Here is a 24,322-nt window from a genome sequence, read left to right as displayed (position 1 = left end):
ATGACCAACACCAAGAACACCGGCATCTTCTGGATCATCCTTCTGGCATCGGCCATCCTCGAAGCCGTCTGGGCCACCGCTTTGGGCCTCTCCGACGGCTTCACGCGGCTCGCACCCACCATCGTCTTCGCTGTTACTGCCGTCCTGAGCATGCTCGGACTTGGCTTCGCGGTGAAACGCATTCCCCTGGGTACCGCCTACGCAGTGTGGGTGGGGATCGGCGCGGCGCTGACTGTTGGCTGGGCAATGATCACGGGCGTCGAGTCCGCGAGCCCGCTGAAGCTGCTCTTCATCGCGGGGATCGTAGGCTGTGCTGCCGGGTTGAAGGCCCTGCCTACCGAGAAGCCTGTGGCCAAGCCCGAGTAGGTGCCCCTGCCGCACCGCTCCTTCCCAGTTGCCTCCCCCCGCACCCCGCCGACTGCACGCGGAAACCCCGGAATGACGGGAGCCCGCGTCCAAGGTGACCGGGCATCACCGGACCAACTGGGAGGGAGCGCAGGAATACCCATGCGTCGCGTCAGGTTCATGCCAAGGAGAGCACTGATAAAGAGCACCCAAACGCGCATTGGAGAAGTCATGACTGCAGTTCAGCTCGGCGACGGCCTCACTGTCAGCCCCCTCGGTTTCGGCGGGATGGCCCTGACCCCGGTGTACGGGGGCATCGATCCTGAGGAGGGCCTCAAAACCCTCAGACACGCGGTGGATGCGGGGATCACGTTCATCGACACCGCAGATGTTTATGGCGCGGGCAGCAACGAAGAACTCGTGGGCAGGCTGCTCAAGGATCGCCGGGACGAGATCCAGCTGGCCACCAAGTTTGGAATTGAGGGCAACCCCGCGGACGGATACACGGGAGTCCGCGGGGATGCACCCTACGTCAGGCAGGCGGTGGAAGCGAGCCTCCGCCGTCTGGACACTGACGTCATTGACCTCTACTACATGCACCGCCGTGACCTCCGCGTTCCGATAGTGGAAACCGTGGAGGCCATGGCGGAACTGGTCCGTGAGGGCAAGGTCCGGCACCTCGGCCTGTCAGAAGTGACTGCCGAGGAGCTCAGGCAGGCCAACGCCGTCCATCCCATTGCCGCGGTCCAGAGTGAATGGTCAATCTGGAGCAGGGATGTTGAGCTCAACGTTGTTCCTGCAGCCAAGGATCTTGGCGTGGGATTTGTGCCGTACTCGCCGCTGGGCCGTGGGTTCCTGACGGGAACCATCAGCGCGAGCGACCTTGGCGAGAACGATTTCCGCCACAGGGTCCCCCGTTTTGGTGGCGAGGCACTTGATGCGAACCAGGCCGTCGTGGCCGCGGTCCGCGAGGTAGCCAGTGGGCTGGATGCAACTCCGGCCCAGGTAGCCCTGGCTTGGCTGTTCACCCAAGGTCAGCGCCTTGGGATTCCGGTGGCTCCCATTCCCGGCACGCGCAAAGCGCACCGGATCGACGAGAACCTGGGCGCACTCTCCCTGCAGCTGGGAGAAGCGCACGTTGAGCTGCTGGACCAGGCCGCGTCCGCCGTCGTCGGTTCACGATCCGCCGACCCCAACTGGGTATCGGAAGGCCGCGAAGCCGGCAACGTAGGCTGAAGGCATGGACTCGCTTATTCATTCACTCCGTGACGTCACCATCCGCAGCATTTCGGTCAGCGAGATGAACAATAACGTCTACCTGTTGACCTCAAAGTCCACGGGAACACAGGTGCTGATCGATGCCGCCGATGACCTGCCCGCCATCCAGCAGCTCCTCCAGGACAGCGCGGTTGATTCGTCGGCCCCCACCAAACTGGCGAGGATCGCCACCACCCACCAGCACTGGGACCACGTCCGAGCGTTGGAGGAATTGGTGGCCGCCACCGGCGCAAGCACTTCCGCTGGAGCGGACGACGCCGATGCGTTGCCCGTTCCGGTGGATGTCCGGCTCGGTCACGGCGACGTTGAGCGGTTCGACGGCTTTGAGCTCACGGCGGTCCACCTGCGTGGACACACCCCGGGCTCGATCGCTTTCGTTTACCAGGATCCGGACGGGCCGGCCCACATTTTCAGTGGAGACTCGCTGTTTCCGGGAGGCGTCGGCAACACACAGAAAGATCCTGCACGCTTCACTTCTCTGTTGAACGACGTGTCGGAACGACTGTTCGACTCCTATCCGGACGAAACCCTGGTGCACCCCGGCCACGGATTGCCCACGACCCTCGGAGCCGAGCGGCCACACCTTGAGGAGTGGCGCGCACGCGGCTGGTAAACCCGTTGCGGGGCCTGCTCTGCGCCCTAAACCCAGGGAATAGCGCGCAGAGTGGGCCTCGCAACGCAGGCTCCCAATTTGCGGGGCCCGTTCTGCGCCCTAAACCCAGGGAATAGCGCGCAGAGTGGGCCTCACAACGCCAGTGCTAGCGGCCGCGACGCTCGTTCGAAGCCGGAGCAGACGCACGGCGCGGGCCGCTGCGAGCCGGACGACCGGCACCGGAACCACTGCGGCCGGAGTTACCCGAACCTGAACCGAAGGATCCCCCGGACGTACCACCGGTGTTGGAAGACCATACGGCCTTGTTTCCACCGGTGCGCGTCGACGTTGTCGAAGCCGAACGCGGAGCCGAAGCTGCACGCTGGCCGGTAGCCGGACGGCCACTGCGGCCACCCTGCCCCTGCGAGCCGGGAACGTCATTGCGGTGAGTGGCGCCTGCCTTGCCGCGGCCACGGGGGCTGCGGGCGACGTCGTCGTTCATTGCTGCGCGACGCTCGGCGCGGTTGACGTCGGTGCGAACCGGCTCAGCCGCGACCTTTCCGCGTCCGTTGCGACCGCCACGGCCACCCGCGGTGGGTGCGCCCTGGGTAGAACGGCGGGCGCGCTTGCGCTGGGCGTTGGCGCCGGTGGAGGTGCCGCCACCCTGCGGTGCCTTGGCTGCAAGGAGGGCTGCACGGGTGCGGGGGTCAACCTTGTCCGCGATGTCGCCCACGAGGTCGGCAACCAACGGGGAGTTGGCCGTGACGCGCTCGAAGGAGACGTCAACGCCGGCAGCCTTCATGAGCTTCTTGACGTCGCTCTGCTGCTCGGGAAGCGTCAGCGTGACCACGGTGCCATCGGAACCTGCGCGGGCCGTACGGCCGGAGCGGTGCAGGTATGCCTTGTGCTCTGTGGGCGGGTCCACGTGGATGACGAGTTCGACGTCGTCAACGTGCACGCCACGGGCTGCGACGTCGGTGGCCACCAGGACACGGACGTCACCGTTGGAGAACTCGGCAAGGTTGCGGTCGCGGGCATTCTGCGACAGGTTGCCATGCAGGTCGACGGCGGGGATGCCGGCGTCCGTGAGGGTCTTTGCAAGCTTGCGGGCGTGGTGCTTGGTCCGCATGAAGAGGACGCGGCGTCCGGCGCCGGAGGCCAGTTCAACGATGAGTTGCTTCTTGACGGTCTGGTCGTTGACCACCAGGACGTGGTGTTCCATGGTGGTGACGGCGGCCTGGGGATCGTCAACAGAGTGCGTCAGCGGGTTGGAAAGGTAACGGTTGACCAGCTTGTCAACACCGTTGTCCAACGTCGCGGAGAAGAGCAGGCGCTGACCCTGGGTGGGGGTCATGTCCATGAGCTTCTAGACCACGGGGAGGAAGCCGAGGTCGGCCATGTGGTCGGCCTCGTCCAGCACGGTGACCTCAACGGCTTCGAGGGTCAGGATGCGCTGGCGGATCAGGTCTTCGAGGCGGCCCGGGCAGGCGATGACGATGTCGACGCCGGCGCGCAGCGCCTTTTCCTGGCGTGCCTGGGAGATGCCGCCGTAGATGACCGTGGTGTTCAGGCCCATGGCCTTGGCCATCGGCTCGATGGTGGCGTTGATCTGGGTTGCCAGTTCACGCGTCGGGGCAAGGACCAGGCCCATGGGGCGTCCCGGCTTGCGGAAGTGCTTTGCTTCGCGCTCGGCCAAGCGGGCCACGAGCGGGATGGCGAAAGCGATGGTCTTGCCGGAGCCGGTGCGGCCGCGGCCCAGTACGTCGCGGCCTGCGAGCGTGTCAGGGAGGGTCTTGACCTGGATGGGGAATGCCTCTTCGATGCCGGTTGCAGCGAGGGATTCAGCAATGGCCTTGGGCGTGCCAAGGGCAGCAAAAGTAGTCATAAACTTCATGTCTTTCGGGCGGTGTCCAATTGCGGACATCGGCCCCCGACGCCGGTTGGGCCAGGGGTTCGCCGAGGAAAAGTCAGGTGGTCTACCGGTTCGCTTCATCAGCGGTGGCCGGGACCAAATGGAACGCGTTCATCGACGCAGGATGTGCCTCTCACATGAAAAATGCCCCGCCGCGTAGCCTTTCAGGCCACCTGCTTCAGGGCGTCACCGCACATCAAGTAACCCCATCTTAGCAGTATCCGGGCGCGGGACCCGCATCGGGGCAGGTCAGGGGTGCGTTGCGGGGCCTGCTAAACACGCATCCGGGCTCGAATAGCGTGCAGAGCGGGCCTCACAACTCGCCCTCTCGGCGTTGCGGGGCCCACTCAACAGGGTTTCGGGGCGGAATACCCTGCTGAGCAGGCCTCACAACGCGTCAGGGGCGCGTGAGTTCGGCTTGGGGGTCGGCGGGTTGGGGATCCGCCGCGCCCGGAGCATCGGAGGAGCCCGGGCGGGCGGCGACCCTCGGAGCCATGACAACCCCGACGACGGCGACTACCGCCGTCAGCGCGAAGACCCCCGCAAACGAGTTCGTCGTCGTAAAGGCCGCGAAGACCAGCCCGGTGGCGGCAAGGGAGAGCGCCCCGCCCAGGGAGTCGGAAATGGACATGGCCGCGCTGTTGAAGCCCTGGTTCTCCGGCGTGGAGAGGGCCAACGTCATGACGGAGAGCCGCGGATACATGAGCCCCATTCCTCCGCCAGCCAGGATCCAACCGCCGATGGCTACAGCTGCTGGAAGGGCGAACGCCGCCGTCGCCAGGGTCGAAAGAATGGCGACCAGGACCAGCGAGGCACCGATTTTGATAGCGAGGTCGTCAGCCAAGCGGCCACCAAGCCGGCCTTGGATCGCCGACGCCCCCGCCCATGCGAGCGCAGCACCGGTCAGCGTGAGGCCCGCGAACGTGGGCGTGAACGCATACCGCTCTGTCAACAGGTACGGCAGGTACACCTCGGCGCCGAAGAACGCGGCCGATGCCAGCCCACGAACCAGGATCACACTGGGTAATCCCCGGCGGGCGGTGAGGGTCCCCTGCGGCACCAAAGGTCGCAAGGCCACCAGCGCAAGGACAAGGGCGACGGCGGCAATCACCCCGCCGACGCCCGGCACCTCTGCGGACAAGTTGAGTCCCAGGACGGCGACGGCCGCCAGGGCTGCCCATCCCATGCGTCCGAAGGCCCACGGAACGGGATCCGCAGGGGGTTCGGAGTCCATTCCCCGCACTGCGGGAACCACCATCAGCAACGCCGGCACCACCAGGCCTACGACACCGAGGAACACCCAGTGCCAACTGCTCAGCTGGGCGACCACACCAGCAGCGAAGGGACCCACCAGGGAAGGCACCACCCAGGACGCCGCGAAGGCCGCGAAGATTTTGGGGTGCAGGGCAGGCGGGTAAACGCGCGCCACCAACACGTACAGCGCCACTGTCATTGCGCCGCCACCGAGTCCCTGGACCAACCTGCCGACCACCAGGATCTCCATGGACCCCGCGGTCCCGGCAATAAGGAGGCCAAGAACAAAGAGCGCCACCGAGGAGTACAGCGGCGCTGCGGGACCACGCCTGTCAGACCAGTTTCCGGCACCCACCATGCCCATCACGCCGGTAGCCAGCGGGCCGGCGAAGGCCAGCGCGTAGAGGGCGGCTCCGTCCAGGTCGCGGCTCACGAGCGGCATGATGGTGGTCACCGCTAGGGACTCGAACGCGCTGAGGAAAACGAGCGCGCAGGCCCCTACGGTGGCAAGCAGGTATGGACGGCCGAGTATCCCGGCCGTTGGGGTGTCAGTGGTCATGCACGCTACCCTAGAACCTCAACTAATGTTGAGGTCAATCCACCACACCCTTTCTCCGGAGCAACACATGACACCTGTTGAGACGCACCGGCCCCTCAGCATCGGCGAGCTTTCAGAACGAAGCGGAGTGTCGGCGTCGGCCCTGCACTTTTATGAACGCAACGGGCTCATCCACGCCGAGCGGACCGCCGGAAACCAGCGGCGGTACCGGCGCGATACGCTCCGACGGGTCGCGTTCATCAAGACGTCCCAACGGGTCGGTCTGCCCCTGAAGGACATCCGTGAGGCGTTGAATTCGCTGCCGGAGGGCCGCACCCCCACCAGGCACGACTGGGCCAAACTGTCGCTGCGCTGGCGGAAGGAACTGGACGAACGGATCGCGGCTCTTCAACACCTGCGCAACGATCTGGACGGATGCATCGGCTGTGGCTGCCTCAGCCTGAAGTCGTGCACGCTGCAGAACCCGTCCGATGAACTTGGCGCATCCGGCGCGGGGGCGCAGCGCTGGAACGCACCGACCTGACCGGTTTGCGCAGTAGGCGATGACCCCCGCCGACGGATGACGCGGGCCTTGCAGGCACCAATGTTCGGGCGGACACTTGCCGAAGTAGGCTCCGGCAGTGTCATCAGGGAGGAACAGCCATGAGCGCACCAGCATTCGAACCGTTGCAGGGTGCCAACAGCAGCAGTGCCGGTTCGAACGCGGTCGTTTCGGCTGGTCAGCGGGACATCCGGGCCTGGCAGGAAGACCTGTACATGGATATCCACCGGCACCCGGAACTTGGCAACCAGGAAGTCAGGACAGCTTCGATCGTGGCCAAGGAGCTGCGGAGCTTTGGCTTCGAGGTCCTGGAGAACATCGGCACAACCGGCGTTGTCGGGATTCTGAGGAACGGTGAAGGGCCCACAGTGCTTGTCCGCGCGGACATGGATGCACTGCCTGTCGCCGAGGAAACCGGGGTGGACTACGCAAGCAAGGACACCGCTCCGGATGACACCGGAACGGAAGTCCCCGTGTCCCATGCCTGCGGCCATGATGTCCATGTCGCTTGCCTGCTGGGAGCGGCGAAGTTGCTGGCCGCGAAAAGACCCGCCTGGCAGGGGACCTTCCTGGCACTGTTCCAGCCTGCGGAGGAACTGGCCGACGGCGCCCGCACCATGATCGACGACGGCCTGGCCACGCTAATCCCCCAGCCCGACGTCGCATTGGCTCAACACGTTCTGGCATTCCCCTCCGGAACCCTGGGCACGCGCCCGGGCGCTGTCCTGTCCAGCGCCGACAGCATGAGGATTACCGTGTTTGGACGGGGAAGCCACGGATCCATGCCCCAGCTCGCGGTGGATCCGGTGATCCTGGCGTCGTCGATCGCGCTGCGGCTACAAACCGTGGTTTCCCGTGAGGTGCCGCCCGGGGAGTTCGCCGTTCTCACCATTGGGCGAATGACTGTCGGTTCGAAAAGCAACATCATTTCGGACCGGGCCGTACTGGAGCTGAACATCCGCACTTTCGACGACGGCATACGCCACCTGATCCTTGAGGCGGTGAAACGGATCGTGACCGGCGAGTGCATAGCCGCCGGATCACCCCAGGAGCCGGAATTCGAACTCTACGACCACTACCCGCTAACGAAAAACGATCCTCAGGTGACAGCGAGGGTTGCCGCCGCTTTCACCGACCATTTCGGAGACCGGGCCATAACCCTGGACCGACAATCGGCAAGTGAGGACTTCAGCGACATTCCCAACGCCTTGGGGGTTCCGTACACGTACTGGGGTATCGGTGGAACCGACCCGCAACAGTACGCGAAGGCTGCGGCCGCCGGCACCGTCTCACAGGACATCCCAGCGAACCATTCGCCCCGGTTCGCCCCCGTCATCGACCCGACCCTCCAGACGGGCACGGCCGCCGTCGTCGTTGCCGCTCTGGCGTGGCTCAAGGCACCGGCCGGCGGTGACCGCGGGCCCGGCCACCCGGCGGGCGGGCTTTAGGCGCTTTTGCCGAAACGGCAACAGCCGTTGCCTTGAGCGCGTCGCGCACGGCACGCTTGTCCCATGACTGAAAACCTGCACGACGCCGGCACCCACCAGCACGGCGACCACACCCATGATGGTGCCCAACAGACCGGGCTCAACCTCCACGAAGACGCTGACAATGCCGTGGACATGTGGGACGGCATGTACCGGGAGCGGGCGAAAATCTGGAGCGGGAACCCCAACCCGCAGTTGGTTGCCGAGGTCACGGGTTTGCAGCCGGGCAAGGCCTTGGATCTGGGCTCCGGAGAGGGCGGGGACGCGATCTGGTTGGCAGCGCAAGGCTGGACCGTTACGGCACTGGACGTGTCCGCCGTCGCGCTTGAACGGGCAGCAGCCCACGCTGCGGAAACCGAGTACGCGGACCTGATCACCTGGCAGCAGCAGGACCTCACGGAATGGGCGCCGCAGCCTGAATTCGATCTGGTGTCAGCCCATTTCCTGCACTCTCCCCTGTTGCCGTGGCAGGACTCCGCGGTAAAGGCCGCAGCTGCCGTGGCGCCCGGCGGAACCCTGTTGATCGTGGGGCACCACCCACAGGGGCTCCCGGAGTGGAGCCACCACCATGATTCCGGCATGTTCTTCACCCCGGAGCAACTGGCCGCTGAGCTCGGCGTGGGCAGCAGCGACAGCTGGCAGGTAGAGGTGTTGGACGAAAGAAAGCGCGCAGTGTCCGGGCCCCACGGCGAAGCCGGAACCACTTTGGACGCCGTCCTCAAGGCCACCAAACTGGGCCCGGGGCGCGGCTGACGACGAAGCCAGGGGGCTAAACGCATATACGCCCGAGAGAAGGGGCGGACGTCACATCGCTCTCTGATCTGTGGACTCACGAGAAGTGGATATGGAGGCGCATCCGGCTGTCAGCAGCAGGACGGCACTGGCCGAGAGAGCAATGGCCGTCAGCCCGCATCGATTCAGCACTGAGGGAACGCTCGCTGTCAGAGGTTCTACTTTCCAGTCTCAGTGGGCGAGGCGCTTGCTTCCTGCCTATCGAGCTCTTTGTAAATGGCGTGTTGGTCTCCTGCGACGCAGGCGCTGTTCATCTCTAGGCTGGAGCCTTTGATGTTTGCGAAGTAGGAGATGAGGTGTCCGCCGTCCTGGTTGGCGTAGAGGCGGATGAGGCCAGGCTCCTGGGGGTTGGTTTCGACTCGGGTGGTGAAGCCCTTGGATTCCCAGAACGTCTTGACGGCGTCTGTTGAAGCCTTCAGATCGACGGGGTCGGCCGTGAGGCTCAGGATGCTGTAGTTCACGCCTTCTTGCCCGTCGGGTGTGCGGCAGGCCATGTTTCGGAGGCCTTCATCGGCCCATTTGTGAGGTCCGATGACTTGTTGGGTTTCGGTCTTGAAGGCGTGGAGGTCCGCGAGGGCTTGTTTGAGTTCTGTTACCTGGGCTTTGACTGTCGCGGGGTCGCTGGGGTTTGAGCCGCTCATGGGGTTCTCCGTGGTATTGGGTGTGCAGGCGCTCAGCGTGATGGCCGCGAAGACCACCGCGGCGAGGATACGGCAGGCCTTGTGCCGGTTTTTGGGTTCATGGGGCATGGGGTTCACTTTCCCTGAGTTGTTCAACGGCCTGCAACTCCAAGGGCAGAGACGGTTGAGGTCGCATGCCTGGCAGGATAAGGTCGCCGTGGCCGGTGGTGGTGAGGGCCGCTTCATGCAGGGCGGTGGTGTCCTGGTCGAGGTAGCCGTAGCCGCTCTTGTCTGATCCGTGTACCAGTGTGTTGTGTTCGGTGGTGCCGTGATACTCGGTTCCGTCGATCGTGGCCGTTTCTGAGGAGAATACTTTGGCGCCGAAGGATTCCATCCGCGGGTCCTGGCGCTGAAAACGACCCATTTGGGCCAGGCCATCACCTGCGGCTTCGGTGGCGTAGACCTGTCCGGCGGGGACATGGAGGTCCGAGGTGTTCCGGATGTCCTTTTCGATGCCGGCGGAGCCGAGCATGTGCGTGCACGCCAAACAGCGCTGCAAAAGACCGCCATTTATCGCCGAAAGTCCTAGCTAAACGCCGTCCGGAAGCAGCTCTCCATACGCCGGAACCACTTGCCCGGTGGCAGTGGAGTCGGGGTTGAGCATCCAGCCGACGCGCTTTGCCGTGTTCAACATGACCACGCTTTCCACCAGTTCAATGCCCGGAATGCGCTGTTGGATCATGAGCTCCAACTCCATGACGTCGGCCAATGAACGCAGCCACATGATCATGGTGAAGTTGGTGCGTCCCGTGGTGGATGCCGAAAAGCGGGTGTTCCTGATGGCCCGGAGTTCCGTGGCGGCGGCTTCGTGTTCTCCGGCTGGAACGTTCGCGAACCATTGAACCGTGACAGGGAAACCGGAGAACTGCTGGGCAATTTCGCAGCGGAAGGACAGCATGCGGCTGGCCAGCACACGCCCGAGTTGTCGCTGGGCGGTGGCTGGATTCCGACCCAAGGCGCGGGCAATTTCCGCAGCGGTAGCGCGTCCGTCACGGGCGAGGAATGGGATGAGGGCCAGGTGGCTTTCCGGGAGCGGGACCACGATCGCGTCCTGCGCTGAGGGGTTGGCCGACTCGGGCCCCGCGAGACTCCGCAGCGCCTGCTGCTCCGCCTTGGTGAGAACGTTGAGCCGCCAGGCGTAGCCGCTGGTGTGGATCCGGGTGCAGAGGGCCGTTTGGTACTTGGTGAGCCCCTGGATTTCCTTCAGCTTGGGAAGCAACAGGGTGCTGAACTGTTCCAGGTCCTGGGTGATGACGGTGAGAGTGAGGTCGCGGTTACTGGCCGCCTCTTCCACAGTGATCACTTCGGGGAGCTGGGCAACAGCGGCCGTGACGTTGGGCCTGAGGTGCATCTCGCAGTCGATGTCCACCATGGCCAGGCACATGTCCTTCGGATCACCCATCAGGTGGGCCGTGGTCCAGGCTGCACCTGCCGCCCGGAGGCGCTCCCATCGGGCAGCCAGCGTGGTGCCGTGGACGCCTAGTACCTGACCGGCGTCGGACCAGCTGATCCGGGGCGAAATCTGGAGTGCGTTGACCAGGCGCAGGTCTTCCTCGCTGAGTTCCATGAGTCCATTATCCAGAACCAGTGCATGATTCCTGCAATATCGCGAGATTTAGTGCATATTTTCAGATGTTTAGGAGCATGTGAATCACGTCACCCCACAATGGCTTAAGGAACCCGCCCCCCAAGCACCAGGAGCACAAATGACCATCGTGGCCGACGCCAAGGAAATGCAGGACGACATCGTCCGACTCCGCCATGACCTCCACCGTGAACCGGAGATCGGCCTGCATCTTCCCCGCACCCAGGAAAAGGTGCTCAAGGCGCTGGACGGACTCCCCTACGAGATTACGCTCGGCAAGGAAACGACGTCGGTCACCGCGGTTCTGCGCGGCGGCGCCGCCCACGCCTCAGCCGAGAAGCCCGTCGTGCTGCTGCGTGCGGACATGGACGGACTTCCGGTGCAGGAACGCACCGGCGTGGATTACACGTCCCGGGTGGACGGCGCCATGCACGCCTGCGGCCACGATCTCCACACCTCCATGCTTGCCGGCGCGGCAACAATCCTCGCGGAGCGTCGCGACCAGCTGGCCGGAGATGTCATCCTCATGTTCCAGCCCGGCGAGGAGGGCTACGACGGTGCAAGCTACATGCTGAAGGAGGGCGTCCTGGACGCCGCCGGCCGTCGTGCGGACACCGCCTACGGAATGCACGTCTTCTCCTCCCTTGAACCCCACGGCCAATTCGTCACCAAGCCCGGCGTCATGCTGAGCTCCTCCGACGGCCTGGTGGTCACGGTGCTGGGCGCGGGTGGCCACGGTTCGGCCCCGCACGCTGCGAAGGACCCCGTGACCGCCGCGGCCGAGATGGTCACCGCACTGCAGGTCATGGTCACGCGCCAGTTCAACATGTTCGATCCCGTGGTCCTGACAGTCGGTGTCCTGCACGCCGGTACCAAGCGCAACGTCATCCCCGAGACTGCCCGCATCGAAGCAACCATCAGGACCTTCTCCGAAGCGTCCCGGCAGAAGATGATGGAAGTGGTACCCCGGCTGCTCCAGGGCATCGCAGGAGCCCACGGCTTGGAGGTGGACGTGCACTACCAGGAGGAATACCCCCTCACCATCAACAACGAGCACGAGACCACCACTGCGGAGAAGGTCATCGCCGGAATGTTCGGCGACTCCCGCCACACCCGGATGGCTACACCGCTCAGCGGATCCGAGGATTTCTCCCGGGTCCTCGCCGAAGTTCCCGGGACATTCGTGGGGCTGAGCGCCGTTGCCCCCGGCGCCGACCACACAACGTCGCCGTTCAACCACTCGCCTTACGCAATGTTCGACGACGGCGTCCTCACCGACGGTGCCGCGCTGTACGCCGAACTCGCCGTGTCCCGCATCGCTGCCCTCGCCGGCAACTGACTCCCAGCCCCTCCCCCACTTGGAGAATGACATGACCGCTACCGTAGGAACGACCCCCGAGGTCAAAGTCCACAAGTCCCATGTGCGAACGCTCGTCGGAACGGGCATTGGCAACGCCGTCGAATGGTACGACTGGGCCATCTACGCCACGTTCTCGCCCTTCATTGCGAGCGCTTTGTTCAGTCAGGCGGACCCCACGTCAGCCGTTCTGTCCACCCTGGCGATCTTCGCCGTCGGGTTCGTTGCCCGACCCTTCGGCGGTTTCGTCTTCGGCTGGATCGGCGACCGCATCGGCCGTAAAACATCCATGACTTTCGCAGTGGCATTGGGAGCAGTGGGCAGCCTCATGATCGGTATCGCACCGACGTTCGCAGCTGTGGGCGCGTTCGCTTCGGTGATGCTTCTGGTGGCCCGCCTCATCCAAGGCCTGGCGCACGGTGGTGAGTTGCCGTCGTCGCAAACGTATTTGTCTGAAATGGCTCCAAAGGAAAAGCGCGGCTTCTGGGCCACCCTCATCTACACCTCCGGCACGGCCGGAATCCTCGCGGGAACGTTGCTGGGCGCTATCCTCACCGCTGTACTGAGCAAGGAAGAGATGAGCGCGTGGGGCTGGCGGATCCCGTTCCTCGTGGGTGGCGCGCTGGGTGTCTACGCCCTGGTTATGCGGGCCAAGATGAAGGAAACCGAAGCGTTCGAAGCTGAGGCCCCCAAAGAGAAGCGACTGCCGGTCTGGCCGCAGATCGTCAAGTACCGCAAGCAGGCGTTGCAGGTTATCGGCCTCACCGTTGGCCTGACCGTTGTGTACTACATCTGGGGCGTTGTGGCTCCGAGCTATGCGGCGACTTCCCTGAAGATGGACCGCGGTGCGGCCCTGTGGGCGGGTGTGATCGCAAATGTTGTCTTCATCGCAGCCCTGCCGTTCTGGGGCAAACTGTCCGACCGGATCGGCCGCAAGCCCGTCATCATCGCTTCGTCCGCGGGCGCCGCACTGCTGCACTTCCCCATGACGTGGCTGCTGAAGGATTCACCCTGGCAGTTGGCAGTGTCCATGTCCGTGATGTTGTTCTTCATCGCAGGCAGCGCAGCCATTGTTCCTGCTGTCTACGCGGAGCTGTTCCCGACGCACATCCGCACCATCGGCGTCGGCGTCCCGTACTCCATCTGCGTGGCCGCCTTCGGTGGCACAGCTCCGTACCTGCAGACCTGGCTCGGAAGCATCGGGCAGGGCTACCTGTTCAATGTCTACGCGGTGATCCTCTTGCTGGTGGGCATCGTGTTCGCCTTCTCGATTCCGGAAACGAAGGGCAAGGACCTCACCGTCTAGGCTCTCTTTCGTTGCGAGGCCCGCCCTGCATGCTTACCCGAGGTTTTGGGGTGCAGAGCGGGCCTCACAACATTAAACGAAGCGGTCACGGCCAGCGCGGTAGCCGAAGAAGGCGGCGAGTACCCCGATCACCAGGAAAAGGATGCCCGCTGCAGCAAAGCCGCCCGTGGCCTGGTGAAGCTGGCCCACCATCAAGGTGCCAACAGAACCCACTCCGTAGCCCACACCCTGCATCATCCCGGACAGATTCGCTGCCGTGTGGGAGTCCCGGGTTCGGACCATGATCATGGTCAGGGCCACGGCAGTCAGGGAACCTTGACCCAGGCCGTTGAGCCCGGTCCAGACCCAGATGAGTTCCGTCGGGCCAAAGATCGTCAGCGCAAACCCGCCACCCGTCATGAGCGCCACCACCGTGTTGATGATCCGTTGGTCCTTGAAGCGTGTAGCCAGGGCCGGGGCAAACAGCGAGCCAAACATCTGGAGCACGATCGACACCGACACGATCAGCCCGGCCGTTCCGCCGTCGACTCCCCGCTCACGCAGAATCGGCGCCATCCAGGCGAACACGCTGAAGGACATCATGGCCTGCAGCACCATGAACAGGGTGACCTGCCATGCCACCGCTGAACGCCAAACGTTCGCGCCACTGCGAACGGCCTGGTGTTTAACCGTGGGCTGGCGGACTGCCAACGGCAGGAAAAGCAAAAGCACGACGGCGGCTGGAACCGCCCAGAACCACAATGCCGACGTCCACTGCCCGGTAGCCGCAAACACCGGATACGTGAAGCCCGCACCAAGTGCGGCGGACGCGCAGATGGCCGTTGTGTAGAGCCCACCCATCAGGCCCAGCCGGTGCGGGAAGTCCCGCTTTACTACGCCGGGAAGAAGCACGTTGCACAACGCGATTGCGGCACCGCACGCCGCCGTTCCGATCAAGAGCGTAGGGAGATGTCCGGCACCGCCTATGTCGGCCGGACGCAGGAGCAACCCCGCGGTGAGGACAACCATGGCCCCGAGCAGCACCCGCTCGGCCCCGAACCTGCGGGCAAGGATGGGAGCCAGAGGCGCGAAGACGCCCAACAAGGTGACCGGCACAGTGGTGAGGACAACCAGCGCCCAGCCCGGCAGGCCGACGTCGGACGTGATTTCCGGAAGCACCGCGGAGAAACTCGAGAAGACCGTCCGGAGGTTCAAGCCAATGAGCACCAGGCAGATGGCCAGGTAAACCAGGCCCCTCTTGCCGCGCAACTGCGTGGGGTCAGCAGGTGGTTCTTCGTTGGTTTCGGCGTCTACCGCGATTGACTGCGGGACTTGATCCGTGGGGTAGCCGGGCTTCTGGGAGGAGGTCACACGTCCTATTCTGTCAGCCGGTGCTTACTGGACTTCAGCTGGCAGCCATTGCCCCCGATGTGACCCGATCTCAGGGGACGATTTCCTGTCCGTGCCAGCCACCGCCGTCGCGGGTGAACTGCCAGCGGATGTGGGGGTCGCCCGAGAGGTCCAACCAGTCCAGATCCGTCATGTCGATCCTGATCCAGGCGAAACGCTCCACGGCCGTCTCGTCATCATCGGGGCCATCAGCAGGCCGATCCGGGAGGGGAGTTCCCGGAACCAGGCGGGACGCATAAAGGTGCCGGCTGCTCGGGCTGAACCGCTCCCATGCCCGGCGTCGTTCCTTCTCATCTTCGACCACCGCGGCATCACCTCTGATGCGCAACTGAACCCCGCGGTCGTCGTCGTAGAAGGTCAGTGCCACCCGTGGCTGGTGGTCAATCTCGGCGACCTTACGGGACAGGGTATTGGTGGCCACCATGAGCCGGCCAGCGGCGCGGTCCACTTCCCGGACGATGACCGCACGGACCCGTGGTCCTCCATCCGCTCCCGTGGTGCCCAGGAAACCGAGCGTAAAAGGGGTGCGCCCCTCCGTGGCCGCCACCAAGGATCCCAGCACCTGCTCCAGCGTCTCGCCGCTTGTGTTCATTGCCCTGGCCAACCGGGAGACACAACGCGGCATTCACAGTTCGGGCGGATCTCCAGCATCAGGCAACTCTATCCACAGGGCACAACTCCCCCGGGCGCGGCCGCGGACTGGCGCTGGTGGTCTGATCCCGAACGCAGAGAATCCCCGCATCCGAACCAAAGTATTCTGGAAGGGATGAGTGAAACCCCAGATTCCCCGCGACCAGTCACGCCCGGCACCCAGGCTTCGTTCGGCACCTACGGCGGCCGCCCGGTCAGCTTTGTGCGCCGTGGCACCCGCTTGCAGGGCCGCAGGCAGGCCGCTTGGGAAGAGCACGCCGAGCGCTGGGCCATCCAGGTGCCCCGCCACGTCGCCAACACCTCGGTCCACCCGGATTACACGTTCGACGCCGAGGCCGTGTTTGGTCGCAAGGCTCCGCTGATCGTCGAGATCGGTTCCGGGTTGGGCGATGCCGTGGTCCACGCAGCCGAGCAGAACCCGGACAAGGACTTCCTGGCCGTCGAGGTCTACACGCCGGGACTGGCCAACACCATCATCAAGATCAACAGCCGCGGGCTGACCAACGTCCGCGTCGTGGAAGCCAACGCTCCCGAGGTTCTCGAGTCCATGCTTCCGCCCGGGTCGGTCAGCGAACTCTGGGTGTTCTTCCCCGATCCCTGGCATAAGGCACGGCACCACAAGCGCCGCCTGATCCAGCCGGCGTTCGCGGCCGTGGCGGCCAAGGCGCTGGAAAAGGGTGGCTACTGGCGCATCGCCACGGACTGGTCCAACTATGCCGTGCACGTCCGGGAAGTCCTGGCCGGCTCCACGGAGTTTGAGAACATGCATGACGGCGAGCGCAGTGGCGAGGAGAGCCCGCTGACGCAAGTCTGGCAATCCGGCGTCGAGTCCGTTGTGGGTGGCGCTCCGGTCCGGGAGGGCCGCGCCCCGGTCAGCACGGAGCACACGGGCCCGAACGAAGGCGTGGACCAGGAGGGCGGCTGGGCTCCGCGCTTCGAGGGCCGCATCCGGACGAGCTTCGAGAACAAAGCCCATGAGGCCGGCCGCATGATTTTCGACCTCACATACCGCAAGATCTAGCCAGGACTTATTGGGGGAATCATGAGCTACCAGCCACCGGTCGATTACTACCAGCAACCCCAACGGCCCAGCAATCGTGGCCTGGGCGCCGGCATCACCAGCATCATCTCCGCGGTCCTTTCACCCATCGCGGCCGTTGTCAGCATCCCCTTGGGCGTAGCAGCCGTCGCTTCGGCGGTGAGCCGCTACAACCAGGGCAACGATGCCTGGTGGTTCGGCGCTTTGGTGCTGGCGGGTGTCGCTGTCCTGCTCGCCATCGTGGCCGTGGTCTGTGGGCTGATCGCTGTGTTCCGGGCCGGGCGAATGAACGCGGGCCGCATTACCGGCATCATCGGGCTTGCGATCATGGCGGTCAACATTTTTGGTGTGGTCTTCATGGTCTTCCTTGTGGTCGGCGCGGGGCAGGGGAACTAAGATGCCGCAGGTCCGCGCCGAGCGCCTCATCCGCCTCGATCCCGAAACAGCTTTCGCGCTCTCCCAGACCACTGGCGCCTTCCGTCTCAAGTGGGATCCATTCATCTCTTCGCAGAGCTTCCTGGACGGCGCCACGACGGCCGGCAAGGGCGTGCGCACAAAGACTGTGTCACGCATGGGCCTGAAAATGGTCAGCGAATACGTCTCGTACACGCCACCGCGCAACGTGGGCATGACCATGGTCACCGGGCCTTGGTTCTTTGAGAACTTTGGTGGCGGTTGGCGGTTCACAGCGGACGACGGCGGCACCCGGGCAGTCTGGAAGTACACCTTTTCGTGCCGCCCGGCGCTGCTGAAGCCGGTGGCAGAGCGGATCGGCAGCTGGCTGCTTGGCCGGGAAATCGAGCGACGCATCGAGGCGTTCGCCAAGGCCTGCGAGGATCCTGCCCTCGTGGCAGAGCTCCGGTCGCAGGAGGCCACGGAGCGCTGAGGCCTAAGGCACCGAAATCGACGCCACGGTCTTCTCGGTGTCGTCACGCAACTCAACACCGGCAATGCCCGCCAACTGCACCGGGGTTGCGCCGGTGATCTTGATCCGGCCGCTTGGTGTGGCTGTCCAGCCACAGGTTCGTTCCTCGGCCCCGTCCCTGCCCTTCACCCACAAATACAACGTCCCTTGGAGGGGCATGCTCCGGCCTTCCACCTCTAGCTCGGTGCCCCAAGTTTTCTTCACCATGCCCACCGTCAGCTGTAATCCGCTGTCCGACTGGAGCGAGTAGCTCGCATCAGGCTTCGGTGCCTGGTTCAGCAGCGGCCCGGCAAGGAACCCAACTGCCAGGCAAGCAGCGGCGACTGCACCCACCAGAGCCGCCCACCGGCGTCGTGATTTCCGCCTGCGGACCGACAAATCGACCAGCACCTTCTCCGGAAGCGCCTCGGGCAGAGGTTCCAGCGGCGCGAGGGCGCCGGCACCCCCCGCCGCGGTGAGGGCGACAGCGTCAGCCGCGGGGACGGCGTCGAGCAAGGCGGGGAGGCTTTCCAGTTCCTCCAGCTCGTGACGGCAGTCGGCACAATGGGCGAGGTGGTCCCGGAAGGCGGCCTCCTCCACGGGGTCGAGCCCGCCCAAAAGATAGGCGCCCAGCAATTGGTGGACGGAGTTGCCGTTCATCGTTCCACCCCCATTTCGTCAAGGATTGTTCGGAGGGCTTTCACAGCATAGAAAGCCCGGGATTTTACGGTTCCCGCCGGGATGTTCAGCTGCAGTGCTGCCTCACTGACGGTGAACCGCTGGTAGTGCAAGGCCACCAGGACCTCGCGGTGTTCGTGGCTGAGCCGGAGCAGGGCCTCCTCCATGAGGACCCGGTTCAGCAGCTCATCGACGCGTTCGGTGGCGGCATGGTCGGGAAGGTCGTGTTCTCCGGTTTCGGCAGGACGGCGCTGCGCCTTCCGATAATTGTCGATGATCACGTTGCGTGCCGTGCGGAAGAGGTAGCTGCGGAGGCTGCCCGTGATTTGTGGGGCATGCTGCCACACTTTCAGGATGGTCTCCTGCACAACATCGTCGGCTTGGTGGGCGTCCGGTGTGCAGCTGAGCACAAAGCGCTTCAGGGCCGTGCCGTGGTCGCGGTAGATCGCAGCCACCACGTCCTCATCCAGCGGCATATCCACCCCTTCCCGGTTGCCCCTTCGCTCATACGACGCCTGCCGCGCAGAAACGGTTCAGTCCCGTGAACCATTCTTCCCCCATCCGCGTCGTAGGGGTTAGCGCCGACTCATCCCGGCCGGCCGAGCAAAGGAGCTAGAGATGACAACACGACTCAGCCTTGGAATCGGAGCGTTGCTGTTGAGCGCTGCACTGGCGGGGTGTGGCGGAAGTCCAGGAACCAGCACGTCGTCCGCTCCCCCGCCTGCTTCGTCCGCGGCGCCGTCGTCCGCCTCCTCGGGATCAGCGTCCGCCTCCTCCATGGCCACCTCCGCGGCTGCGGAGATGAAAACCGCCTCGTCCAGTGCCGGCCAGATCGTGGTGGACAGCAAAGGGATGAGCCTCTACTTCTTCACCAAGGACGTTAAGGACTCAGGTAAGAGCGCCTGCGTCGACGCTTGCTTGACTGCGTGGCCGATCTTCACCACGACGTCGGACGCACCCGCCGTTGAAGGCGTCACGGGCAAGGTGGGAACCATCAACTCGCCGGACGGCAAGAAGCAGGTAACCCTCAACGGCATGCCGCTCTACTACTACGCCAAGGACAAGGCCCCAGGCGATGTGACCGGCCAAGGCGTTGGTAGTGTCTGGTACCTGGTGAGCCCCACGGGTGACATGGTCAAGGGTGCCGCGGCCTCCGGTTACTGAGTTTGGTGCGCCGAAACCCGGGGAATCGTGCGAGATCGCCGGAGCCTACCCGCGATCTCGCACCGTTCCAGCGAATTCGGGGTCCGTTAGACTGCAGGCTACTCATTGGGGAGGGAAGATGGCACAAAACGGCACCAAGAATCCGCCCAGCCCGGCGTTCCTCGTCGTGCAGGAAGTGGCCTGGGCCCTGGGTTTCACTGCGATGGTAATGAACGCCACGAACGGTGGCCTCGACTGGATCTGGGTCGGCTTACTCGCCTTCTGGCAAGCGACGATCATCTGGGGCTTCATCCAACTGAAACGAAGGCCCTCCAGCTAACCCAAAACCCAGCCGGCCAGCGGGCTATGCGTCAGCGAACTCGTCGGACTCCTCGAACTCCACGGCCGCGATGATTTCCTTCGTCTCGGGGTGGATCATGAAGGCCTCGTCGTCGTCCTCCACCATGATGTAGTCGCCGTGGTCGGTGGAGAAGTGCCAGGCGAGGGTGGTGACGCCGTCGTGCTGGTAGTTGGGGTCGCCCATGGTGATCTTTTCCAGGGCGTAGCCAGCCACGTCGCACAGCTCGCGGATGATGATCTCGAACTCGGGGGCGTTGGTGAGGGCTTCTTCCTCGGCTTCAGCCTGGCGCTCGGCAAGGTCAGGAACCTGCGCGACCCGCTCGGCGATGTGTGCCTCGATGTCCTCTTCAGTGAGGACCAGCAGTTCGGACTGGTCACGGAGGTAGGTGGCGTTGAGGTCGATGATGTCTTCCTCTTCAAGGAGGGCTTCGAACTCGCCGTCCAGCTCATCCAGGAGCGCAACAGCGGGGATCGGTGCTTCGGACTCGTCAAGCTCCCCGTCGAGGTAGGCCTCAGCTTCGTCCTCGGTCAGTGCATCGAAGGCGGCCGCGGTCCGGTTGAACAAATCCAGGTGGCGGACCGCGCCCATTTCCGAAAGTCCTGCCCGGACGTACCCGTCCACTTCTTCACGTTCCGGTGCGGTGAAGACGTACTGGGCGAAACCGCCGGCCAGTGCCTGGGTCAGGTAGAAGTCCACGAAATAGCTGTTGAGTGCAGCGGTGGCGATTTCGTCACTGTTCAGGAGTTCCTGGTACATCTCGTTCACGACGTTGACGTTGGAATCCACAACATCCGCATTGCCTGCTTCGAAGCTGGCCTTGTTCAGGACGACGGGGTACTCGTTGGTAGTCATGGGGAATCCTCACTGCTGAAAGCTGATGGTGCTCCGGACTCTTTCAACGTACGCGTGGGAGCTGCGCCGCAATCGAGGTTGAGGTTAACGGAGGGCGAAGTTTGGGAGCCGTTTTCTGCTGACTAAGATTGAGCAGATAACCTCCTGCCGAAAGTAGCCCGACGCATGCCGTCCCACACAGACGAAACCTGGGAACTGGCCATTCAGACTCCTGCCATCAACGACCGCTCCCTAGCGGCCGGATTGGCGTATGCCATGGGCAGCCGAGTGAGCGGGATTTCTTTCGACGCGGCTACGGGGCTCCTCCTCGGCAAGGTCCGCGGAAACGGCCCCCAGCCCTATTCGACGTCGGCAAAACTGGTCCGTAAGCCCAGCGGCTGGAGCTGCACTGTGGGTATCTGCAGCTGCCCGGTCCGCAAGGATTGCAAGCACGTCGCAGCGTTGTTGTTCACGGCTGAGGATCACCCCACCATCCGCGCGCAGCTCCTTTCCCAGGCACCCGGCATCCAGACATCGCGCCTGGGCTCGGGTCAGCAGGGCGGCACCGCCCGTCCGGCTTGGGAGCAAGCCCTCAACAGGCTGATCACGAAGCCAGGCACTGCTCCGAGCGCGGCAGGCATTCAGCTCGCGCTCCAGTTCGAGGTGGAAGAGCCCGCCGCGCACTTCTCCTACACAGGCCGACGCGACCCCATGCGCAGCGTCCGCCAGCTCAAGGCCCGCCCCGTCATGATGGGCGCGAAAGGCAAATGGATCCGCGGCGACGTCTCCTGGAACAACCTCAGCTACATCAGTTTCCGGCGCGAATTCAACGAGATCCACGTCGAATGGCTGCAGACTTTCCTCGCCGCCCACGGTTCCAGCAACGGCCGCCAGCAACCGTCGGGCGCCATGTGGCTGAGCCTGAACGACTTCGCTGCCAAGAACCTGTGGACCCTCCTTTCCGACGCCGCCAAAGCCGGTATCCCACTCATCCACTCGGCTGGGAGCGAGCCCGTCCGCGTCGAGACGCAACCCGCCGTCGTCGGCCTGAGTTTGGCGCGCTTGGACGCGGACGGAACCGAAACAACGCACGACGGCGGCCTGCAGCTCGCGCCGTCAGTGACCGTGGGCGGGGAGCCTGTTGACGCCGCGTCCGTGGGCTTCCTGGGCAAGCCAGCCAACGGCATTTTCTTCACACATTCGGGCGATTCCCTGCCCGGTGTCCCGCAGCAGAATAACCTGATCACCTTGGCTCCCATTGAGGGCGGTGTCACCGAGGAACTCCTGGAGTTCGTCACGGATGGCCAAACGCTTCAGATTCCTGCCGAGGATGAGAGCCGCTTCCTGACCTCGTTCTACCCGAAGCTGCGGCAGTCCACACCGGTCCAGGCCGCGGACGAATCTGTGGAGCTGCCTACGCTGGCGGTCCCCACGCTGTCGCTGCTGGCCAACTACGGCAACGACCACAAGGTCCGGCTGCACTGGGAATGGCACTACAAATCCGGCACGCTGGTCACTGCACAGCCTTTGTGGCGGCACCCGGAGGACCGCGGCTACAGGGATGACGCGGAGGAAGCCCGGATCCTGGAGTCGCTGGGGCGGCCCTGGGACGTTGTATCTGCGCTGGCCGAGTCCTCCACTGGCGGCTGGGGCGCTCCGCGGCTCGCGGCCTCTGCCGAGCTCAGCGGTTTGGACACCCTGGCATTCACCGAGGAGGTGCTGCCCGCGCTGAAGGAACTGCCCGACGTCGTGGTGGAAACCTCCGGTGACATTGCCGACTACCGTGAAGCAGCCGAAGCTCCCGTCGTTTCGATTTCCACGAAGGAGACTGCCAGCGGCGACTGGTTCGACCTCGGCATCGTGATCACGCTCGAAGGCGAACCGGTGTCCTTTGCCGCGGTGTTCTCGGCCCTGGCCGCGGGCATGAGCCGCATGTTGCTGCCCAGCGGCGCCTACTTCTCGCTCGACCTGCCCGAGCTCCATCAGCTGCGTGCCCTGATCGACGAGGCACGCTCCCTGCAGGACAACCCGGACAACAAGGACGGCACCCTGCAGATCAGCCGCTTCCAAGCCGGGCTCTGGGACGAGCTGGCACAGCTCGGGATCGTTGACGAGCAAGCCGCCGCGTGGCGCGAAGCCGTCGGTGGACTGCTCGACGACGGCGTGACCGGACTGCCGCTGCCGGCCAGCCTTAACGCTGAGCTGCGTCCGTATCAGCTCGAGGGATTCAACTGGCTGAGCTTCCTCTACAAGCACAGCCTCGGCGGCGTGCTCGCTGACGACATGGGCCTGGGTAAAACCGTGCAGGCCATCGCGTTGATGTGCGCGGCCAAGGAGCTGGCGGCGGAGACCGCGACTGCCGTCCAAGGGCCGTCAGCGGACGTGACTCCCCGTGCACCGTTCCTGGTGGTCGCGCCCACCAGTGTGGTGAGCAACTGGGCCCTGGAGGCGCAGCGGTTTGCTCCGGACCTTGTGGTGCGGACCGTCGGTGAGACCTTTGCCAAGAGCGGACTGTCACCCGTGGACGCGTTGGCGGGTGCCGACGTCGTGATTACCTCCTATGCGCTGTTCCGCATTGACTACGATGCCTACGCGTCGTTCCAGTGGGCCGGGCTGATGCTGGACGAGGCGCAGTTCGTGAAGAACCACCAATCCAAGGCGTACCAGTGCGCACGCAAGCTGCCGGCCCGGTTCAAACTGGCCATCACCGGCACGCCCTTGGAGAACAACCTCATGGAGTTCTGGGCGCTGACCTCGATCGTGGCGCCGGGGCTGTTCCCCAGCCCCAAACGGTTCGCGGAGAACTACCAAAAGCCGGTTGAGAAGAACGGTGACTCCGCGCAGCTGGGTAAGCTCCGCCGTCGTGTGCGTCCTCTCATGATGCGCCGCACCAAAGAGCAGGTCATCAAGGACCTGCCGCCCAAGCAGGAGCAAATCCTCGAAGTGGTGCTGAATCCGCGCCACCAGAAGGTCTACCAGACGCACCTACAGCGGGAGCGGCAGAAAATCCTGGGACTGATCGATGACGTGAACAAGAACCGCTTCACGATTTTCCAGTCGCTGACGTTGCTGCGGCAGCTGAGCCTGGACGCGTCCTTGGTGGACTCTTCATTGTCTGCCGTGCGGTCGTCCAAACTGGATGTGTTGTTCGAACAACTGGAAGACATCATCTCCGAAGGCCACCGGACGCTGATCTTCAGCCAGTTCACGGGTTTCCTCGGCAAGGTCCGCGACCGCATGGACGCCGAGGGCATTGAGTACTGCTACCTCGACGGCTCTACCAGGAACCGCGGAGACGTGGTCAGCGAGTTCAAGAACGGCTCGGCCCCGGTGTTCCTGATCTCGTTGAAGGCCGGCGGATTTGGGCTCAACCTCACCGAGGCGGACTACGTTTTCCTGTTGGATCCGTGGTGGAACCCGGCATCCGAGGCCCAGGCCGTGGACCGGACCCACCGCATCGGCCAGGCCCGCAACGTCATGGTCTACAGGCTGGTTGCGAAAGACACCATCGAGGAAAAGGTCATGGCCTTGAAAGCCAAGAAATCGCAGCTGTTCGCGGATGTGATGGAAGGTGACGCCCTGGCCGGTGGTTCGTTGACGGCGGAGGACCTGGCGGCGCTGTTCGCGGAGTGATCTCC

Annotated in this window: 23 protein-coding genes and 1 pseudogene; 14 read left to right on the top strand and 10 right to left on the bottom strand. The window is 64.3% G+C overall.

Annotation, left to right across the window (positions count from 1 at the left end; translation table 11 throughout):
- From ABHM97_RS15820 to ABHM97_RS15810, 3 genes are all read left to right on the top strand, one after another.
- On the top strand, positions 1-366 hold the full coding sequence (locus ABHM97_RS15820; RefSeq protein ID WP_255773722.1) for a DMT family transporter: 366 nt from the start codon (positions 1-3) through the stop codon (positions 364-366).
- 210 nt (positions 367-576) lie between these two features.
- The gene (locus tag ABHM97_RS15815) at positions 577-1,581 is read left to right on the top strand and encodes an aldo/keto reductase (protein ID WP_349471430.1); all 1,005 of its coding nucleotides are present in this window, start codon (positions 577-579) and stop codon (positions 1,579-1,581) included.
- Positions 1,582-1,585: 4 nt separating this feature from the next.
- Entirely contained in the window at positions 1,586-2,236 is a 651-nt protein-coding gene (locus ABHM97_RS15810; RefSeq protein WP_349471429.1) for an MBL fold metallo-hydrolase, read from the top strand.
- 145 nt (positions 2,237-2,381) lie between these two features.
- On the opposite strand, the pseudogene ABHM97_RS15805 reads toward ABHM97_RS15810, so the two are convergent.
- Both ABHM97_RS15805 and ABHM97_RS15800 read right to left on the bottom strand, forming a co-directional pair.
- Positions 2,382-4,100: pseudogene (locus tag ABHM97_RS15805) on the bottom strand (DEAD/DEAH box helicase).
- Positions 4,101-4,524: 424 nt separating this feature from the next.
- Positions 4,525-5,940, bottom strand: a complete 1,416-nt coding sequence (locus ABHM97_RS15800) for an MFS transporter (protein ID WP_349471428.1) — start codon at positions 5,938-5,940, stop codon at positions 4,525-4,527.
- Between ABHM97_RS15800 and soxR the strand changes: the two genes are divergently transcribed.
- From soxR to ABHM97_RS15785, 3 genes are all read left to right on the top strand, one after another.
- Positions 5,939-6,463, top strand: a complete 525-nt coding sequence (gene soxR / locus ABHM97_RS15795; protein ID WP_349471427.1) for a redox-sensitive transcriptional activator SoxR — start codon at positions 5,939-5,941, stop codon at positions 6,461-6,463. The two genes, ABHM97_RS15800 and soxR, sit on opposite strands and share 2 nt — an antisense overlap.
- A 119-nt stretch (positions 6,464-6,582) precedes the next feature.
- The gene (locus tag ABHM97_RS15790) at positions 6,583-7,929 is read left to right on the top strand and encodes an amidohydrolase (protein ID WP_502921300.1); all 1,347 of its coding nucleotides are present in this window, start codon (positions 6,583-6,585) and stop codon (positions 7,927-7,929) included.
- A 63-nt stretch (positions 7,930-7,992) separates the two neighbouring features.
- On the top strand, positions 7,993-8,721 hold the full coding sequence (locus ABHM97_RS15785; protein WP_349471426.1) for an SAM-dependent methyltransferase: 729 nt from the start codon (positions 7,993-7,995) through the stop codon (positions 8,719-8,721).
- 197 nt (positions 8,722-8,918) lie between these two features.
- Here the strand turns inward: ABHM97_RS15785 and ABHM97_RS15780 are convergent, their stop codons facing one another.
- The 3 genes from ABHM97_RS15780 to ABHM97_RS15770 are packed head-to-tail and all read right to left on the bottom strand — an operon-like array spanning position 8,919 to position 11,007.
- Positions 8,919-9,509 carry a hypothetical protein gene (locus tag ABHM97_RS15780; RefSeq protein WP_349471425.1) on the bottom strand — a complete coding sequence of 197 codons (591 nt, stop codon included), beginning with the start codon at positions 9,507-9,509 and terminating at the stop codon, positions 8,919-8,921.
- Positions 9,499-9,912, bottom strand: a complete 414-nt coding sequence (locus ABHM97_RS15775; protein ID WP_349471424.1) for a hypothetical protein — start codon at positions 9,910-9,912, stop codon at positions 9,499-9,501. Before ABHM97_RS15775 ends, ABHM97_RS15780 begins: the two co-directional genes overlap by 11 nt.
- A 57-nt stretch (positions 9,913-9,969) precedes the next feature.
- Positions 9,970-11,007: an Lrp/AsnC family transcriptional regulator gene (locus ABHM97_RS15770; RefSeq protein WP_349471423.1), complete on the bottom strand. Its 1,038-nt coding sequence runs from the start codon at positions 11,005-11,007 to the stop codon at positions 9,970-9,972.
- Positions 11,008-11,146: 139 nt separating this feature from the next.
- Between ABHM97_RS15770 and ABHM97_RS15765 the strand changes: the two genes are divergently transcribed.
- Together ABHM97_RS15765 and ABHM97_RS15760 are read left to right on the top strand one after the other, a co-directional pair.
- A complete protein-coding gene (locus ABHM97_RS15765; RefSeq protein ID WP_349471422.1) occupies positions 11,147-12,364 on the top strand; it encodes a M20 metallopeptidase family protein in 1,218 nt (405 codons plus the stop codon).
- Between the two features lie 31 nt (positions 12,365-12,395).
- Positions 12,396-13,688, top strand: coding sequence for an MFS transporter (locus tag ABHM97_RS15760; RefSeq protein WP_235517757.1), 1,293 nt, complete (start codon positions 12,396-12,398; stop codon positions 13,686-13,688).
- Between the two features lie 72 nt (positions 13,689-13,760).
- On the opposite strand, the gene ABHM97_RS15755 is transcribed toward ABHM97_RS15760, so the two are convergent.
- Both ABHM97_RS15755 and ABHM97_RS15750 read right to left on the bottom strand, forming a co-directional pair.
- Positions 13,761-15,038: a CynX/NimT family MFS transporter gene (locus ABHM97_RS15755; protein ID WP_349471421.1), complete on the bottom strand. Its 1,278-nt coding sequence runs from the start codon at positions 15,036-15,038 to the stop codon at positions 13,761-13,763.
- Positions 15,039-15,108: 70 nt separating this feature from the next.
- Positions 15,109-15,669, bottom strand: coding sequence for a pyridoxamine 5'-phosphate oxidase family protein (locus ABHM97_RS15750; RefSeq protein ID WP_349471420.1), 561 nt, complete (start codon positions 15,667-15,669; stop codon positions 15,109-15,111).
- A gap of 174 nt (positions 15,670-15,843) precedes the next feature.
- Between ABHM97_RS15750 and trmB the strand changes: the two genes are divergently transcribed.
- Genes trmB through ABHM97_RS15735 form a run of 3 tightly spaced genes read left to right on the top strand, consistent with a single transcriptional unit; the run spans position 15,844 to position 17,653 of the window.
- Positions 15,844-16,749, top strand: coding sequence for a tRNA (guanosine(46)-N7)-methyltransferase TrmB (gene trmB / locus ABHM97_RS15745; RefSeq protein WP_235517760.1), 906 nt, complete (start codon positions 15,844-15,846; stop codon positions 16,747-16,749).
- Positions 16,750-16,770: 21 nt separating this feature from the next.
- Complete coding sequence (locus ABHM97_RS15740; protein WP_349471419.1) at positions 16,771-17,163, top strand: hypothetical protein; 393 nt, start codon at positions 16,771-16,773, stop codon at positions 17,161-17,163.
- Between the two features lies 1 nt (position 17,164).
- Positions 17,165-17,653 (top strand): type II toxin-antitoxin system RatA family toxin, encoded by a 489-nt coding sequence (locus ABHM97_RS15735; RefSeq protein WP_349471418.1) that lies wholly within the window; start codon positions 17,165-17,167, stop codon positions 17,651-17,653.
- Positions 17,654-17,656: 3 nt separating this feature from the next.
- Here the strand turns inward: ABHM97_RS15735 and ABHM97_RS15730 are convergent, their stop codons facing one another.
- Positions 17,657-18,331 carry an anti-sigma factor family protein gene (locus ABHM97_RS15730; protein WP_235517763.1) on the bottom strand — a complete coding sequence of 225 codons (675 nt, stop codon included), beginning with the start codon at positions 18,329-18,331 and terminating at the stop codon, positions 17,657-17,659.
- On the bottom strand, positions 18,328-18,825 hold the full coding sequence (locus ABHM97_RS15725) for a sigma-70 family RNA polymerase sigma factor (protein WP_211713707.1): 498 nt from the start codon (positions 18,823-18,825) through the stop codon (positions 18,328-18,330). Before ABHM97_RS15725 ends, ABHM97_RS15730 begins: the two co-directional genes overlap by 4 nt.
- A 142-nt stretch (positions 18,826-18,967) precedes the next feature.
- Between ABHM97_RS15725 and ABHM97_RS15720 the strand changes: the two genes are divergently transcribed.
- Together ABHM97_RS15720 and ABHM97_RS15715 are read left to right on the top strand one after the other, a co-directional pair.
- Positions 18,968-19,513 carry a COG4315 family predicted lipoprotein gene (locus ABHM97_RS15720; protein WP_235517764.1) on the top strand — a complete coding sequence of 182 codons (546 nt, stop codon included), beginning with the start codon at positions 18,968-18,970 and terminating at the stop codon, positions 19,511-19,513.
- 118 nt (positions 19,514-19,631) lie between these two features.
- Positions 19,632-19,832: a hypothetical protein gene (locus ABHM97_RS15715; RefSeq protein ID WP_235517766.1), complete on the top strand. Its 201-nt coding sequence runs from the start codon at positions 19,632-19,634 to the stop codon at positions 19,830-19,832.
- A 24-nt stretch (positions 19,833-19,856) separates the two neighbouring features.
- Here the strand turns inward: ABHM97_RS15715 and ABHM97_RS15710 are convergent, their stop codons facing one another.
- On the bottom strand, positions 19,857-20,705 hold the full coding sequence (locus ABHM97_RS15710) for a DMP19 family protein (RefSeq protein ID WP_349471417.1): 849 nt from the start codon (positions 20,703-20,705) through the stop codon (positions 19,857-19,859).
- Positions 20,706-20,870: 165 nt separating this feature from the next.
- On the opposite strand from ABHM97_RS15710, the gene ABHM97_RS15705 reads away from it, so the two are divergent.
- Positions 20,871-24,317, top strand: a complete 3,447-nt coding sequence (locus ABHM97_RS15705; protein WP_349471416.1) for a DEAD/DEAH box helicase — start codon at positions 20,871-20,873, stop codon at positions 24,315-24,317.
- The last annotated feature ends 5 nt before the right edge of the window (positions 24,318-24,322 follow it).

Source organism: Paenarthrobacter sp. CAP02 (assembly GCF_040137855.1).
GTDB lineage: Bacteria > Actinomycetota > Actinomycetes > Actinomycetales > Micrococcaceae > Arthrobacter.
This window is presented reverse-complemented; position numbering and strand designations above follow the sequence as displayed.